The organism is Microbacterium terrae, assembly GCF_017831975.1.
Classification (GTDB): Bacteria; Actinomycetota; Actinomycetes; order Actinomycetales; family Microbacteriaceae; genus Microbacterium; species Microbacterium terrae.
The window spans coordinates 1,682,010-1,697,335 of the sequence record NZ_JAFDSS010000001.1; the positions used below are offsets into that span (position 1 = coordinate 1,682,010).

Here is a 15,326-nt window from a genome sequence, read left to right on the forward strand (position 1 = left end):
GATTCCAGACATGGCACGCCAGAACCCGCGCCGCTCGTCCGGCCGCCGCAGCCCCTGGGCTGCCGCGGCGCTCATCGGCGTCGGCCTGCTCATCACCGGAGGCGCCTACGCGGGCGCTTCCGCCGCGATGGCCGCGACCACCGAGACCACCACCGTCAACACCGCTCTCACGGTGGAAGACGGCGAGAAGCTGTTCCAGGCCAACTGCGCCACCTGCCACGGTCTCGACGTGCAGGGCACCGAAGACGGCCCGTCGCTGTACGGCGTCGGCGAGCTCGCGGTGCACTTCCAGATGAGCACCGGTCGCATGCCGCTCCAGATGCAGGGCCCGCAGGCTCCGCAGAAGCCGGTGCAGTTCACCGACGAGCAGATCGCCGCGATCGGCGCCTACATCCAGTCGATCGCCCCGGGGCCGACCTTCCCAGACGAAGAGGTGCTCGACGGCGAGGGAGACGCTGCCGAGGGCGGCGAGCTGTTCCGCATCAACTGCGCCATGTGCCACAACGTCGCCGGCGCCGGCGGCGCGCTCACCGAGGGCAAGTACGCTCCCGCGCTGACGCACACCACCTCGCTGAACATGTACGCGGCCATGGTCACGGGCCCGCAGAACATGCCGGTCTTCAACGACATGACGCTGACGACCGAAGAGAAGCGCGACGTCATCTCATACCTGCTGTTCCTGCAGGAGAACGAATCGGCCGGTGGCTTCTCGCTCGGCTCGCTGGGCCCCGTCTCCGAGGGCCTCTTCATCTGGATCTTCGGGATCGGTTCGCTGATCGCCATCACCGTGTGGATCACGGCGAAGTCCAACTGACACCCGACTTTCACGACACGCAACACTGACGAGGAGCAGCATGGCACACGAGGACGACCCGCTCGAGCACGAGAGGGCTTCCTGGAAGCCCTCCCCCGGGCTCGCCGTCGCGGTCACCGACCCGGTGCACACCCCGGAGCTCCCTCCGCACCGCGCACGGATGACCGACAAGGACCCGGCCGCCATGAAGGCGGCCGTCCGCACGGTCTACACGCTCTTCTACATCTCGGTCGCCGCGAGCATCTGGGCCATCGCGGCCTACATGCTCTTCCCGATCGAGAGCGGCCGGATCATCGACATCCGCCACAACAACCTCTTCATCGGCCTCGGCATCGCTCTCGCCCTGCTCGCGATCGGCATCGGCGCGATCCACTGGTCGAAGGCGATCATGTCCGACAAGGAGTTCGTCGAGCCCCGCCACGCCACGCGCGGTCGCGACACGACCCGTGAGGCCGCGATCCAGGCGTTCGCCGACGCGAACGAGGAGTCCGGCTTCGGTCGCCGCACGATGATCCGCAACTCGCTGATCGCCGCCGTCGTGGCGTCGGTCGCCCCCGGCATCGTGCTGTTCCGCGGTCTCGCGCCGCACAACAGCCCCACGAACCCGATCGCCGGCGACCCGGTGGCTCTCCTCAGCCACACCATGTGGGAAGAGGGCATGAAGCTCGCCCACGACCCCTCGGGCGAGCCGATCCGCGCCGCGGACCTCACCCTCGGCTCGGCGGTGCACGTCATCCCGCAGCCGCTCTCCGAGATGTCGCACCACGACGGGTACCTCGAAGAGAAGGCCAAGGCGCTCGTCCTCCTGGTGCGTCTGCTCCCCGAGCAGATCACCGAGCCCGAGGACCGCAAGGACTGGTCGTACAACGGCATCGTCGCCTACTCGAAGGTGTGCACGCACGTCGGCTGCCCCGTCGCTCTGTACGAGCAGCAGACCCACCACCTGCTGTGCCCCTGCCACCAGTCGCAGTTCGACGTCACAGACCAGGCGAAGGTCATCTTCGGCCCGGCCGCCCGTCCCCTGCCGCAGCTGCCGATCACCGTCGACGACGAGGGCTACCTCATCGCACGCAGCGACTTCACCGAACCCGTCGGCCCGAGCTTCTGGGAGCGTCATTGAGCACCGCAACCGTCACCGAGCAGCCTGAGGCTCCGTCGTCGGGCGACCGCGACAAGCCTCTCGGCGGCCGCTTCGTCGGCTGGGCGTCGAACTACATCGATGAGCGCACCAGCCTCTCCGGGTTCGTCAAGGAGCTCGGCCGCAAGATCTTCCCCGACCACTGGTCGTTCATGCTCGGCGAGATCGCCCTGTGGAGCTTCGTCGTCGTGCTGCTGTCCGGCACGTTCCTGACGTTCTTCTTCCAGGCCTCCATGGTCGAGACCCACTACACCGGCGCCTACATCCCGATGCGCGGCATCGAGATGTCGGCGGCCATGGCCTCGACCCTCGAGATCTCGTTCGACATCCGCGGTGGTCTCCTGGTCCGTCAGATCCACCACTGGGCCGCTCTCGTCTTCGTCGCCGGCATCGGCGTGCACATGCTGCGCGTCTTCTTCACCGGCGCGTTCCGCAAGCCGCGCGAGCTCAACTGGGTGATCGGCTTCGTGCTGTTCGTCCTCGCGATGGGTGAGGGCTTCACCGGCTACTCGCTCCCCGACGACGTGCTCTCGGGCAACGGCCTCCGCATCATCGACGGCATGGTCAAGGGCATCCCGCTCATCGGCACCTGGACCTCGTTCCTCCTCTTCGGCGGCGAGTTCCCGGGCACCGACATCGTGGGCCGCCTGTACGCGCTGCACATCCTGCTGCTCCCGGCGATCCTCGTGGGTCTGCTCGTCGTGCACCTGATGCTCATGATCATCAACAAGCACACCCAGTTCGCCGGCCCCGGCCGCACGAACAGCAACGTCGTCGGCTACCCGATGATGCCGGTGTACATGTCGAAGATGGGCGGCTTCCTGTTCATCACGTTCGGCGTGATCGTGCTGATCGCCTCGCTGTTCACGATCAACCCGATCTGGAACTACGGCCCGTACGACCCGTCGCCCGTCTCCGCCGGAACCCAGCCCGACTGGTACATCGGCTTCGCCGACGGCGCGCTGCGCCTCGTGCCGCCGGGGCTCGAGTTCGTGTTCCTCGACCGCACCTGGTCGTTCAACATCATCATCCCGCTGGTCGTGCTCGGCCTGTTCATCGTGCTCGTCGCGATCTACCCCTTCATCGAGGCGTGGGTCACCGGCGACAAGCGTGAGCACCACATCGCACAGCGTCCGCGCAACGCCGCGACGCGCACCGCCATCGGTGCCGCCGGCGTCACGTTCTACGCCGTGCTGTGGGCCGCCGCATCGTCCGACATCATCGCGACGCACTTCTGGCTCACGATGGAGGGCGTCATCCACGCCCTGCAGGCGCTGCTCATCCTGGGTCCGGTCATCGCCTACTTCGTCACGAAGCGCATCTGCATCGCGCTCCAGAAGAAGGACCGCGAGATCGCTCTCCACGGCTACGAGTCGGGTCGCATCGTTCGCCTCCCCGGCGGCGAGTACATCGAGGTGCACCAGCCCGTCGACGAGTACGAGCGCTGGAAGCTGGTCGGCTTCGAGACGTACGAGCCGCTCGTGGTTCGGCCCAACGCACAGGGTCGCATCCCGTGGCACGAGAACGTGCGTGCGTCGATCTCGCGCTGGTTCTTCGAGGATCGTCTCTCCCCCGTCACGCAGACCGAGCTCGACGCGGCGGCGCACCACCAGCACCACGAGCTGGAGCACATCGCCGCCGAGGAGGACGCCGAACTGCAGGGCGCGCACGAGCGCGCGGGTGTCCCCGACGCGCCGCACACGCCCATCGACGACGGCAAGAACTCCGAGACCGCGGTTCGCCCGTCGAACGTCATCATCCCGGAGGACGGGCAGAAGAAGCCCCGCAACCGCGAGAAGGACGGCAGCCAGTAAGTCGCGATCGGATGCCCCGGCCCGCAGCTCCTCGAGCTGTGCGCCGGGGCATCCGTCGTTTCACGGCATGATGCGACGGGCGCAGTGGAAGCCACAACGGACCTCGAGCGTCGCGCCACACGCTTCGGCAGGATTCCGACGGTCTGTGACGCCCGTGCCGGCGTCCCCCGGCCCCTGACGCCGATAGCGTTGCACCATGACCGACGCGCTCACGCACTTCGCCACCAAGCTCACCCACGAGACCGACGCCTCCGACGTGTACGCCGCTCAGCAGGCCGGCGACGGCCCGGTGCTCGTCGATGTGCGCGGTGACGAAGCGTGGGCTCAGGGGCGCATCCGTGGCGCCCTCCACATGCCCTACCGCGAGATCGCGGAGCGCGCACCGCGTGAGATCCCGCTCGATGCCGATGTCGTCGTGTACTGCTGGAGCCCCGGCTGCAACGCCGGCGCGAAGGGCGGGCTCGAGTTCGCCAAGCTCGGCTATCGCGTCCGCGAGATGATCGGCGGGTACGAGTACTGGGTGCGCGAGGGGCAGCCGGTCGAGAACGACGAAGGACCGCTCCCCCGCGTCTTCGACCCTCAGGTCATGGTGGTGCACGCGCCGGCGATCGTCTCCGCGTCTGCCGAGCGACGACGCCCGCGGCCGATCACGCTCAGGCCGATTCCAGCTCTTCGTTGAATCGGGTGGCCGCGGCGCCGTAGAACGACGCGCGTTCGCGATCGTCGGCGACCTCGTCGGAGGGCACCACGTCGCACACCACGACGGTGACGTTGTCGCGCGTCCCCGCCTCGAGGGCGAGGGCGACCAGGTCCGCGGCGGCTGCGGATGGCGATCGAGGGATGCGCAGCAGTTCCTCGATGTCGTCCGCCGGCACGTAGTCCGAGAGCCCGTCGCTGCAGAGCAGCCACCGGTCGCCGTCGAACAGGTCGTACTCGGCGACGGTCGCGGCGTCGCGCTCCGCACCGCTCAGCGAGGCGGTGATGATGTTGCGCCGCGGATGGGTGGCGGCATCCTCAGGCGCCACGAGACCGCGGTCGACGAGCGCCTGCACGTACGAGTCGTCGCGCGACTGCTGTGCGTACACGCCGCCGCGCAGCAGGTAGGCCCGCGAGTCGCCGGTGTGGGCGAGGAGCAGGCTGGCGCGATCGGAGAGGAACAGACCCGTGAAGGTCGTCGCCATGCCGTGGAGCGCGGGGTCGCGTTCGACGTGGGCTCGCAGGTCCCAGTTCGCCGCGCGTACGCTCACGGCCAGCGCCTCGGCGTCGAGCGGACTCAGCCGCCCCGCCGCGAACCGGTGGATGAACGTCGCTGAAGCCAGGTCGCCCGCCGGCCCACCGCCGACGCCGTCGGCCACGGCGGTGCCCCAGGACGCCGTGAAGGCGGCATCCTGGTTCACCGCACGGTGCTCGCCCGTCTCAGAGGCGGCACCGGCCCACAACCGGAACGGCACGGATCAGCGCGCGAAGTATCCGCGGTAGTACTCGTACACCCAGCCGACGATCGCCACGACGAAGATCGCGATGCCGATCGGCATGAGCCAGGCGCCGACCGCGAGCCCGATCATCGCGATCGAGGCTGAGAACGCGAGCACGATGGGCCACCACGACCACGGGCTGAACTCGCCGAGCTCCGGGTCACCGTCATCGATGTCACTCGTGAGCAGGTCCTCGGGCAGCTCGCCGCCCTGGGCCTGGTGCACCTTGCCGACGTAGAACGCGATCAGAGCGCCCATGAGGGCGGTGAACAGCAGCGCGATGCTGCCGACCCACTCGACCGAGCCGGTGAACAGGAACCACGCGCTCGCATCGGGGTTCGCCTCGGCGACACGGGGCCAGTGCTCGAGAAGGTTCCAGCCGGTGTAGACCACCGCCATGATCAGGAAGAAGACGGTCAGCAGCCACCAGAGTCCGGTGTTGGTGCGCACTTACTTCACCTCTCCATCGGCAAGGTCGACAACCGGGGCTTCGGGTGCATCCTTCGCAGGTCCGACACCGACCGGCAGGCTCGCCTCGGGGTGGTTCAGGTCGAACGCGGGCCGCTCGCTGCGGATGCGCGGGATCGACGTGAAGTTGTGACGCGGGGGCGGGCAGCTGGTCGCCCACTCGAGCGATGCGCCGTAGCCCCACGGGTCGTTCACGGTCACCGTCGGCGCCTTGCGTGCGGTGATCCACACGTTGAACAGGAAGGGGATCATCGAGGCGCCCAGGAGCACCGCGCCGATCGTGGAGACCTGATTCTGCCACGTCCAGCCGTCGGCCGCGGAATAGTCCGCGTAGCGGCGGACCATGCCGTCGACACCGAGCCAGTGCTGGATGAGGAACGTCATGTGGAAGCCGATGAACAGCATCCAGAAGTGCACGTACCCGAGACGCTCGTTGAGCATCTTCCCGGTCCACTTGGGCCACCAGAAGTAGAACCCGGCGAACATCGCGAACACGACGGTGCCGAAGACGACGTAGTGGAAGTGGGCGACGACGAAGTACGAGTCGCTGAGCGCGAAGTCGAGCGGCGGCGACGCGAGGATCACGCCGGTGAGACCACCGAAGACGAACGACACGAGGAAGCCGAGCGCGAACACCATCGGGGTCTCGAACGTGACCGAGCCTCGCCAGAGCGTGCCGATCCAGTTGAAGATCTTCACACCCGTCGGAACGGCGATGAGCATGGTCATGATCGCGAAGAACGGCAGAAGCACCGCGCCGGTCACGTACATGTGGTGGGCCCACACCGCGACGGAGAGCGCCGCGATGGCGATCGTCGCGTAAACGAGGGTCTTGTAGCCGAAGATCGGCTTGCGGCTGAACACCGGGAAGATCTCCGACACGATGCCGAAGAACGGCAGCGCGATGATGTACACCTCAGGGTGCCCGAAGAACCAGAACAGGTGCTGCCAGAGCAGCGCTCCGCCGTTGGCCGCATCGTAGATGTGCGCACCGAGCACGCGGTCGGCGGCGGCCGCGAGGATCGCCGCGGCCAGCACCGGGAAGGCCATCAGGATCAGGATGCTCGTGATCAGCGTGTTCCACGAGAAGATCGGCATCCGCCACATGGTCATGCCGGGGGCGCGCATCGTGATGATCGTGGTGATGAAGTTGACGGCGCCGAGGATCGTGCCGAAACCGCTCATGCCGAGGCCGAGCATCCACAGGTTCCCGCCGACACCGGGCGAGAAGCTCGCGTTGGCGAGCGGCTGATACGCGAACCAGCCGAAGGCCGCTGCGCCCTGCGGGGTGAGGAAGCCGGAGACGGCGATGGTCGAGCCGAACAGGAAGAGCCAGAAGGCGAACGCGTTCAGACGCGGGAAGGCGACGTCGGGTGCACCGATCTGCAGCGGCAGGATCGCGTTCGCGAAGCCCGCAAACAGCGGCGTCGCGAACATCAGCAGCATGATCGTGCCGTGCATCGTGAAGAGCTGGTTGTACTGCTCCTTCGTCGGGATGATCTGCATCCCGGGCTCGAAGAGCTCAGCACGGATGATCAGCGCCATCACTCCACCGAGGAGGAAGAAGATGACCGACGCGATGAGGTACATGTACCCGATCGTCTTGTGATCGGTGGAGGTGATCCACTTCACGACGATGTTGCCCTTCTGCTCGACGCGCGAAGCGCTGAGCAGTGCGGCCTGGCGGGGAGGCAGCGTCGTGGGTCGCGACTCCTGGAGCGGAAGCGTCGTCGCCATGATCAGTGATCTCCCTCTTCCTCAGCGGATCCGCCCGTTCCGGGCAGGTTCTGCTGGCGGTCCAATGCGTCGTCGATGTCGCCGGTCTGGCCTTCGGCGCGCAGCTCGTCCAGATAGTCCTGGTACTCCGCGTCGCTCACGACCTCGACGTTGAACAGCATCATCGAGTGGTACTCGCCGCACAGCTCGGCGCACTTGCCGGCGTACGTGCCCTCGCGGGTCGGGGTGAACGACCAGTAGTTGTTGTCGCGCCCGGGGACCATGTCCTTCTTGTAGAGGAAGTCGATGATCCAGAACGAGTGGATGACGTCGCGGGACTGCAGGTGGATCTTCACGGTCTTGTCGACCGGCAGCACGAGCGTCGGAAGCTCGCTGATCACGTTGCCCTGCTCGTCGGTCTGAGCCTGGACGCCCATCGTCCAGACGGCGTCGGAGTTGTCCTCTTCTTCGCCGTCGTACTGGAAGTCCCACGACCACTGCTTGCCGATCGCGGTGATCGACACGTCGGGCTCCTCGTACTGCGTCTCGAGGATCGTCTGGTCGCGCGCCGTGAAGGCGAAGAATCCGACCACGAGGATCAGCGGCACGACCGTGTAGAAGATCTCGATCGGCATGTTGTAGCGCAGCTGCACCGGCAGGCCGACCTGTCCCTTGCGGCGACGGTAGGCGATGGCCGCCCAGCCCATCAGACCCCAGGTGATGACGCCCACGACGAGCAGCACGATCCAGGAGTTCACCCAGAGGCCAGCCACCATGTCGGTGTGGTTTGTCGCAGGGGTGCCGTCTTCGACGAAGCCAGGCAGAAAACCGTGGAGCTCTGTCGGGGTGCAACCGGCAAGAACAGCTGCCGTTGCGATCCCCAGGGGAAGAACGGCCCAGCGGAGACGGCGTTTCGAGGGCACGGGTGCACCTTTCCGGATCGCATGGGAGTACTCACGCCAGTCTAGGGCAAGCGTTCAGGGTTCTCAGGCCATCCATCCAGGTTGACGACCGTGTCACGGGCAGAAAAACGCAGGCCCGGGGCACTCTCCAGAGTGCCCCGGGCCTGCAGAAATCGGTGGGTCAGTGGAAGCTGTCACCGCACGCGCAGCTGCCTGCGGCGTTGGGGTTGTCGATCGTGAAACCCTGTTCCGAGATCGTGTCCTTGAAGTCGATCGTCGCGCCGTCGAGGTACGGGACGCTCATGTCGTCGACGATGACCTCGACGCCGTCGAATTCGACGGCCTTGTCGCCGTCGAGATAGCGCTCGTCGAAGTACAGCTGGTAGATCAGGCCGCTGCATCCGCCCGGCTGGACGGCGACGCGCAGTCGCAGGTCGTCACGGCCCTCCTGCTCGAGAAGGCTCTTCACCTTGAGCGCGGCGGTGTCGGTGAGCAGGACGCCGTGTTCGCGGGCGGCCTGATCGGTCGTCAGTGCGGTGTCGGTCATGGGACTCCTCCGGACGGGCCGCTTTCGCGGCGGGATGAGCCGATTCTACGCCCGGAGCCTGGATGCGGGCTCCGGGCGCGACGGATCGGTCGAGGGCGAGCCGCTCAACGCACGCCCGCGATTGCGGCCGGGCGCGGCATCCTGGTCACTCGCGCGCGTCGAGGCGCTCCAGCAGCAGCGCCTCCGACAGCACGGCGTTGCGGAAGGTGTCGAGGTGCAGCGACTCGTTCGGGCTGTGCGCGCGGGCGTGCGGGTCTTCGACGCCGGTGACGAGGATCTGCGCCGCCGGGAACTGCTCCACCAGGTCGGCGATGAACGGAATCGACCCGCCCACGCCCATGTCGACGGCCTCGACGCCGTACCCCTCGTGCAGCGCATCGCGCGCGGCCTCGACCGCCCACCCCGACGTGTCGACGAGGAACGGATTGCCGTAGTCCTGATCGCGGAAGCTCAGCTGGGCACCGAACGGAGCGTGCGCACGCAGGTGCGCCTCGACTGCCGCGTAGGCGTCGCGCGCCTCCTGACCCGGGGCGACGCGCGCGCTGATGACGACGGTGACCTCGGGGCTCAGCGTGTTCGAGGCGTTCGCCACGCTCGGCGCGTCGATGCCGGTGACGGTGATCGACGGCTTGTTCCAGATGCGGCTGAGGATCGTCCCGCGCCCGATCGGGCTCACGCCCGCGGGGAGCCCCGCCTCGTCGCGGAGCGTCTCCTCGCTGTACTCGGGGGTGTCGGCATCCCGCTCGTGGAGCCCGTCGACGGCGACCGCGCCGTCCTCGTCCCACAGCGTCGACAGCAGCTTCACCGTCGCGAGCATCGCGTCGGGCACCGCTCCCCCGAACATTCCGGAGTGCGAGGCGTGGTCGAGCGTGCGCACCGTCATCGTGAAGCGGGTGTTCCCGCGCAGCGACACCGTGAGCGCCGGGGTGCGCGCGTCCCAGTTGCCCGAGTCGGCGACCACGATCACATCGGCGCGGAGAGCCTCGGCGTTGTCGGCCAGGAACTGGGCGAACGAACGCGAGCCCGCCTCCTCCTCGCCCTCGAAGAACAGCACGACGCCCAGGTCGAAGTCGGATCCGACGGCCTCCTTCAGCGCGCGGAGCGCGGCGACGTGCGCCATGACGCCTGCCTTGTCGTCGGCGGCACCGCGGCCGTACATGCGGCCGCCGCGCACCGTTGGCTCGAACGGCGCGGACTCCCAGAGCGACTCGTCGCCCACGGGCTGCACGTCGTGGTGCGCGTACAGCAGGATCGTCGGGCGGCCGTTGCGGGCGGCGCGGGTGGCGAGCACCGCGGGCTGCCCGATCTCGTCGGTGCCGGGGATCGCGGAGCGCTTGATCTCGACCGACTCGAAGAGGTCGAGGCCGCGCACCAGGTCGGCCACGGCCTCGGCGCTGCGCTGCACTGGCGCCGCGTCGAAGCCGGGGAACGCCACCGACGGGATGCGGACGAGACCGCCCAGATCGGCGAGAGCGGAGGGGATGCCGGATGCCGCGGCTTCACGCACGGCATTCTGTCGGGAGAGCTCAGAGGTCATGCGGGTAATCTTAAGCACACCCCTGCTCGCACTCTCGAGGATCAACCGTGGCCAACAACACCGCCCCCGCGTCGAACGACGCCCCGTCGGACGGCACCGTTCTCAACGGCGCCCCCCTCGGCAAGGGGCGTCCGACCCCTTCCCGCTCCGAGCAGGAAGCCGCCCGCAAGCGACCGCTCGTCCCCGACACCAAAGAGGCGAAGGCCCGCGCCAAGGCCGACCTCGCCGCCCAGCGCGAGAAGGCCCGCGTGGGTATGGCCAACGGCGACCAGAAGTATCTGCCGGCACGCGACCAGGGTCCGCAGCGCAAGTTCGTGCGCGACTTCGTGGATTCGGGACTGCACCTCGGCGAGGCCGTGATGCCCGCGATGGTCGTCGTCATCCTGATGACCTTCGTGCCGAACGCCGCGGTCCAGTACTTCTCGTTCGTCGGCCTGTGGATCTTCATCCTCTTCGTCATCGGCGACATGGTCATCACATCGATCCGCGTGAAGCGCGCCGCGCGCGCGAAGTTCGGCGCCGACCGCCTCGAGAAGGGTCTCGGCTGGTACGCGTCGATGCGCTCGGTGCAGATGCGGTTCCTCCGCCTGCCCAAGCCGCAGGTCAAGATCGGTCAGCGCCCGGTCTGATCCGGCGTCGTTCTCGACGAGGCCCCCGCACCGATTCGGTCGCGGGGGCTTCGTGGTTCCGCGCGCGTGGTCGAGCGAGCGCGGCGAGACGCCGATGTCCCCGCGCGGTCAGCGACCGGCGGCGAGTCCGCGGTTGATCTGGCGCGCCCAGAGCGGGCCGCGGTAGAGGAACGCGGTGTAGCCCTGCACGAGGTCGGCCCCGGCGTCGAGTCGCGCGCGCACGTCGGCTGCCGTCTCCACTCCCCCGACCGAGATGACGCAGAAGTCGGCAGGAACGGCGGCGCGCACGATCCGCAGCACCGCGAGCGAGCGCTCGGCGAGCGGCGCACCCGACAGACCGCCGGCGCCCGCCGCCTCGACCACGGTGGGATCCGTCACGAGCCCCTCGCGCGAGATCGTCGTGTTCGTCGCGATGAGCCCCGCCAGCCCGAGGTCGACGGCGAGGCCGGCGATCGCGGTCACCTCGTCGTCGGGGAGGTCGGGGGCGATCTTCACCAGGAGCGGGGTGAGGCCCGCGGCATCCTTCACCGCCTGCAGCAGCGGACGGAGGGTCTCGACGGCCTGCAGGCCGCGGAGTCCCGGCGTGTTCGGTGACGACACATTGACCACGAGGTAGTCGGCGAGCGGGGCGAGGAGCGTCGCGCTGCGGACGTAGTCGGCAGTCGCGGCATCGACGTCGACGACGCGGCTCTTGCCGATGTTGACGCCGAGCACGGTGCGCTTCGCGCGGCGGCGCAGTTTGGTCAGTCGCGCCGCGGCTGCCTCGGCGCCGTGGTTGTTGAACCCCATGCGGTTGACCACCGCGCGGTCGGGGATGAGGCGGAATAGACGCGGACGCGGGTTTCCCTCCTGCGGGATCGCCGTCAGGGTTCCGACCTCGACGTGGCCGAAGCCGAGCGCGTGGAGACCCGCCGCGCCCTTCACATCTTTGTCGAAACCGGCTGCGACACCGAAGGGCGACTCGAACGTGAGGCCGAGCGCCGTGGTCGCGAGGTGGGGCGCCGGCCGTGTGACCGCCCGCGCGACCCAGGAGAAGGGCCGCACGCCGAGGACGCGGATGACGGCCATCGCAGCGTGGTGCGCGTTCTCGGGGTCCATGCGCGACAGGACGGTGCGGAAGAGGAGGGGATACATCCCGTCCAGGGTATCGGCTCGGCGGTCGCCGCCCCGACGGGTCACCGCCTCCACGCCGGCCGCGAACGCGCCCGGCGACTCAGCTCTGGTCGACGGATGCCTCGGCGTCGGAGCCGCGCCGATCGCGCGGGTGGTCTTCACGCAGCTGGGCGATGGCGCTCTCGAAATCCTCGAGGGAGTCGAACGCCTGGTACACGCTCGCGAAGCGCAGGTAGGCGACCTCGTCGAGTTCGCGCAGGGGTCCGAGGATCGCGAGCCCGATCTCGTTGGTGTCGAGCTGCGACGCGCCGGTCTGGCGCACCGACTCCTCGACGGTCTGCGCGAGGACGGCGAGGTCGGCGTCGGTCACCGGACGCCCCTGGCACGCCTTGCGTACGCCGGAGGCGACCTTCTCGCGGCTGAACGGCTCGATCACGCCGGATCGCTTGATCACCGACAGGCTCGCCGTCTCGATGGTCGTGAACCTGCCGCTGCACTGCGGGCACTGACGGCGGCGACGGATGCTGAGACCGTCGTCGCTCGTGCGCGAGTCGATCACGCGGGAGTCGGGATGGCGGCAGAACGGGCAGTGCATGGCGGTACGAGCCTACGCCTCGGCGGATGCCTCGGCCTCGAAGCGCGCGGTGACCGCTTCTCCGTGCGCGGGCAGCGCCTCGGCGTCGGCCAGCGCCACGATGCCGTCTGCGACCACGGCGAGGGCGGCGCGGTCGTACTCGATCACCTGCTGGGGGCGCAGGAACGTCGCCGCCGACAGTCCCGGCGAGTACCGGGCCTGGCCTCCGGTGGGGAGCACGTGGTTGCTCCCGGCGAGGTAGTCGCCGAGGCTCACCGGCGTGTACGGGCCGACGAAGATCGCACCGGCGTTGGTGAAGTCGTCGACGCGCGGGGCGGCGAGGATGATCTCGAGGTGCTCCGGAGCGTACGCGTTGCTGAAGCGGATCGCCGTGTCGACGTCGTCGACGAGGACGATCGCGGACTGCTGTCCCTCGAGCGCCGCGATCGCGCGCGCGCTGTTGCGGGTGGTCGCGACGCGCGCGGCGACTTCGGCACGAACGCGCTCGGCGACCGACGACGAGGTCGTGACGAGCACGGACGAGGCCTGCTCGTCGTGCTCGGCCTGACTGATGAGGTCGGCGGCGACCAGGACCGGGTCGGCCCTGTCGTCCGCGACGACGAGGATCTCGGTGGCGCCAGCCTCGGCATCCACCCCGACGAGACCGGCCACGGCGCGCTTCGCCGCGGCGACGAAGTTGTTGCCGGGGCCCGTCACCGTGTCGACCGGCGCGAGGCCGATCGACTCGACGCCGTGTGCGAGCGCGGCCACCGCGCCCGCGCCGCCGAGCGCGTACACCTCGTCGACACCGAGGAGGCGCGCGGCGGCGAGGATGTCGGGGTGCACGCGGCCGCCGAACTCGCGCTGCGGAGGCGAGGCGATCGCGACCTGCGCGACACCGGCGACCTGCGCGGGGACGACGTTCATCACGACGGACGACGGGTACACCGCCTTGCCGCCCGGCACATAGACGCCGGCGCGGGCGACCGGGCGCCAGCGCTGCTCGATTCGTGCGCCGGGGCCGATCTCGGTGACGACCGGCGCGGGCACCTGCGCGGCGCTCCCGATCCGGACGCGGCGGATCGCCTCTTCAAGCGCTGTGCGGACAGCGGGGTCGACAGCCGCGAGCGCCTCGTCGAAGTGGGACGCCGGGACGCGGATGTCGTGCCCCGTCACACCGTCGAACTGCTCGGATTGCTCGCGCAGCGCGGCCTCGCCGCGCTCCGCGACGTCGGCGACGATGCGGGATGCCGTCGCCAGCGCATCCGCCCGCGCCGCCTGGGCACGGGGAACGGCGGCGAGCAGCTCCGGATCGGTGAGGGCGCGACCGCGCAGGTCGATGGTGCGAAGCATCCGTCTACGCTAGCGCGGCCGCGGCCGACTCAGCCGCGCGTGACGCCCGAGACGTCGTGCAGGTACCCGATGCGGCCGTCTTCGTGACGCACCACGAAACTGTCGCCGCGATCTTCGAGCACGAGAGCCCACGCGGTCGGGCCGACGCGGAAGATCGGGATGCCCACCTCGTCGACGACGTCGCGCTCCTCGGGCGCGAGCGCCCAGAAGGCCTGGTGCCGCGGGGCACCGGCGTCGGCAGCGGTCGTCGCCGCCTCGACGGGCTCGAACGTGTCGCGTGCTGCCGCCGGCTCGAGGCTGTCGTCCTCGGTGATCGTGTACGCCTGGGTCGCATCCGACACGGCGGGGTCCGGCTCCGACGGCGCGACAGAGTCGTCGATGGGAGCGGCGGTCTCAGCCGGGGCAGCGTCCGTGGCGGGTGCAGCAGCGGCGGGGGCGACCCGCTCGACGACGGGGCGGGCGGTCACGGCGCGGACGGGGCGCGCGTAGCGGTGGGCGGGAACCTCGGCGCGACCGCGGAAGTCCTGGTCGAACGGGGCGATGAAGGCGCCGAAGACGGTGAGCAGCACGCCCGCGAGCATGACGAAGAACTCGACCCAGACGACCCAGGTCGCCGCGAAGAAGCGCTGGTTGGCCAGCGTGATGAAGGAGTTCCAGATGATGCCGAGCCACACGAGCGTCGAGACCGAGAACGCGACCGAGGCGAACTGGTCGATGCCGAGCGAGCCGACGCGACGGATGCCCTGCGGCGAGAGACGACGCAGACCGATGAGGAACACTGCGACCGTCGGCACGCCGATGGTCAGCACCCAGTCGATGCCGCTGCCCCAGACCGAGAGACCCGTGCCGATCTGACCGACCACCGGGAAGAACGACACGACGAACGCGACGAGCCACAGGCCGCCGAGCACGACTTCACGAAGCGAGAACGGACCGACGCCGTACTGCGGCGCGTCCTCCGCGGAAGCGGACGACGCCGGCTCCGCGCGCGGGGGCTCGGGCGCGAACGCCGCGGGCACCTCGTCGATCGGTGCGGCCTCGGCGGGAGCATCCGCCGAGACGGGATCGCCCGCCGTCGTCGCGTCGGCGGGCACCTCGTCGATGGGCGCCGATGTCGCGTCTGCCGGCGCGGCGTTCGCCGCGGCATCCTCGCCCGGAGCACCGACGGCGGTCTCGAGGTTGTCGTCCAGCTTTCGGTCGGTCACGATCGTCCCTTCTTCTGCGGCCAGATCTCGGCTCGCATGGT

Annotated in this window: 15 protein-coding genes; 5 read left to right on the top strand and 10 right to left on the bottom strand. The window is 69.1% G+C overall.

Features of this window, described 5'->3' with window-relative positions; genetic code table 11:
• Positions 1–10 precede the first annotated feature (10 nt).
• The 4 genes from qcrC to JOD63_RS07825 all read left to right on the top strand — a co-directional run bounded on the left by qcrC (position 11) and on the right by JOD63_RS07825 (position 4,445).
• Positions 11–814, top strand: a complete 804-nt coding sequence (gene qcrC, locus JOD63_RS07810; RefSeq protein WP_045277028.1) for a cytochrome bc1 complex diheme cytochrome c subunit — start codon at positions 11–13, stop codon at positions 812–814.
• Between the two features lie 40 nt (positions 815–854).
• Complete coding sequence (gene qcrA / locus JOD63_RS07815) at positions 855–1,934, top strand: cytochrome bc1 complex Rieske iron-sulfur subunit (protein ID WP_045277029.1); 1,080 nt, start codon at positions 855–857, stop codon at positions 1,932–1,934.
• On the top strand, positions 1,931–3,766 hold the full coding sequence (qcrB, locus tag JOD63_RS07820) for a cytochrome bc1 complex cytochrome b subunit (RefSeq protein ID WP_045277030.1): 1,836 nt from the start codon (positions 1,931–1,933) through the stop codon (positions 3,764–3,766). The genes qcrA and qcrB overlap by 4 nt, the downstream gene beginning before the upstream one ends.
• Before the next feature lie 196 nt (positions 3,767–3,962).
• Complete coding sequence (locus tag JOD63_RS07825; protein WP_084613735.1) at positions 3,963–4,445, top strand: rhodanese-like domain-containing protein; 483 nt, start codon at positions 3,963–3,965, stop codon at positions 4,443–4,445.
• Here JOD63_RS07825 and JOD63_RS07830 read toward each other — a convergent pair.
• From JOD63_RS07830 to JOD63_RS07855, 6 genes are all read right to left on the bottom strand, one after another.
• Positions 4,420–5,163, bottom strand: a complete 744-nt coding sequence (locus JOD63_RS07830) for a PP2C family protein-serine/threonine phosphatase (RefSeq protein ID WP_271180729.1) — start codon at positions 5,161–5,163, stop codon at positions 4,420–4,422. The genes JOD63_RS07825 and JOD63_RS07830 overlap by 26 nt on opposite strands.
• Positions 5,164–5,220: 57 nt before the next feature.
• A complete protein-coding gene (locus tag JOD63_RS07835) occupies positions 5,221–5,691 on the bottom strand; it encodes a cytochrome c oxidase subunit 4 (protein WP_045277032.1) in 471 nt (156 codons plus the stop codon).
• A complete protein-coding gene (gene ctaD, locus JOD63_RS07840) occupies positions 5,692–7,446 on the bottom strand; it encodes an aa3-type cytochrome oxidase subunit I (protein WP_045277033.1) in 1,755 nt (584 codons plus the stop codon).
• Positions 7,447–7,448: 2 nt separating this feature from the next.
• A complete protein-coding gene (ctaC, locus tag JOD63_RS07845; protein WP_084613737.1) occupies positions 7,449–8,348 on the bottom strand; it encodes an aa3-type cytochrome oxidase subunit II in 900 nt (299 codons plus the stop codon).
• A gap of 160 nt (positions 8,349–8,508) precedes the next feature.
• Complete coding sequence (gene erpA, locus JOD63_RS07850) at positions 8,509–8,874, bottom strand: iron-sulfur cluster insertion protein ErpA (RefSeq protein WP_045277035.1); 366 nt, start codon at positions 8,872–8,874, stop codon at positions 8,509–8,511.
• A gap of 145 nt (positions 8,875–9,019) precedes the next feature.
• Entirely contained in the window at positions 9,020–10,411 is a 1,392-nt protein-coding gene (locus tag JOD63_RS07855) for a dipeptidase (RefSeq protein WP_045277036.1), read from the bottom strand.
• Positions 10,412–10,458: 47 nt separating this feature from the next.
• Here JOD63_RS07855 and JOD63_RS07860 point away from each other — a divergent pair, with 47 nt between their 5' ends.
• Positions 10,459–11,040, top strand: a complete 582-nt coding sequence (locus tag JOD63_RS07860) for a DUF3043 domain-containing protein (RefSeq protein WP_045277037.1) — start codon at positions 10,459–10,461, stop codon at positions 11,038–11,040.
• 108 nt (positions 11,041–11,148) lie between these two features.
• Here JOD63_RS07860 and JOD63_RS07865 read toward each other — a convergent pair whose 3' ends face one another.
• From JOD63_RS07865 to JOD63_RS07880, 4 genes are all read right to left on the bottom strand, one after another.
• Positions 11,149–12,174 carry a quinone-dependent dihydroorotate dehydrogenase gene (locus JOD63_RS07865; protein ID WP_045277075.1) on the bottom strand — a complete coding sequence of 342 codons (1,026 nt, stop codon included), beginning with the start codon at positions 12,172–12,174 and terminating at the stop codon, positions 11,149–11,151.
• A gap of 79 nt (positions 12,175–12,253) precedes the next feature.
• The gene (nrdR, locus tag JOD63_RS07870) at positions 12,254–12,748 is read right to left on the bottom strand and encodes a transcriptional regulator NrdR (RefSeq protein WP_045277038.1); all 495 of its coding nucleotides are present in this window, start codon (positions 12,746–12,748) and stop codon (positions 12,254–12,256) included.
• 12 nt (positions 12,749–12,760) lie between these two features.
• Positions 12,761–14,080, bottom strand: coding sequence for a histidinol dehydrogenase (gene hisD / locus JOD63_RS07875; RefSeq protein WP_045277039.1), 1,320 nt, complete (start codon positions 14,078–14,080; stop codon positions 12,761–12,763).
• 29 nt (positions 14,081–14,109) lie between these two features.
• Positions 14,110–15,285: a hypothetical protein gene (locus tag JOD63_RS07880; RefSeq protein WP_245618056.1), complete on the bottom strand. Its 1,176-nt coding sequence runs from the start codon at positions 15,283–15,285 to the stop codon at positions 14,110–14,112.
• Between the last annotated feature and the right edge of the window lie 41 nt (positions 15,286–15,326).

Coding starts and splice junctions, on each gene's coding strand:
- qcrC (WP_045277028.1), top strand. CDS start 11: ATGGCACGCCAGAACCCGCGCCGCTCGTCCGGCCGCCGCAGCCCCTGG.
- qcrA (WP_045277029.1), top strand. CDS start 855: ATGGCACACGAGGACGACCCGCTCGAGCACGAGAGGGCTTCCTGGAAG.
- JOD63_RS07825 (WP_084613735.1), top strand. CDS start 3,963: ATGACCGACGCGCTCACGCACTTCGCCACCAAGCTCACCCACGAGACC.
- ctaD (WP_045277033.1), bottom strand. CDS start 7,446: ATGGCGACGACGCTTCCGCTCCAGGAGTCGCGACCCACGACGCTGCCT.
- erpA (WP_045277035.1), bottom strand. CDS start 8,874: ATGACCGACACCGCACTGACGACCGATCAGGCCGCCCGCGAACACGGC.
- JOD63_RS07855 (WP_045277036.1), bottom strand. CDS start 10,411: ATGACCTCTGAGCTCTCCCGACAGAATGCCGTGCGTGAAGCCGCGGCA.
- JOD63_RS07865 (WP_045277075.1), bottom strand. CDS start 12,174: ATGTATCCCCTCCTCTTCCGCACCGTCCTGTCGCGCATGGACCCCGAG.
- nrdR (WP_045277038.1), bottom strand. CDS start 12,748: ATGCACTGCCCGTTCTGCCGCCATCCCGACTCCCGCGTGATCGACTCG.
- hisD (WP_045277039.1), bottom strand. CDS start 14,080: ATGCTTCGCACCATCGACCTGCGCGGTCGCGCCCTCACCGATCCGGAG.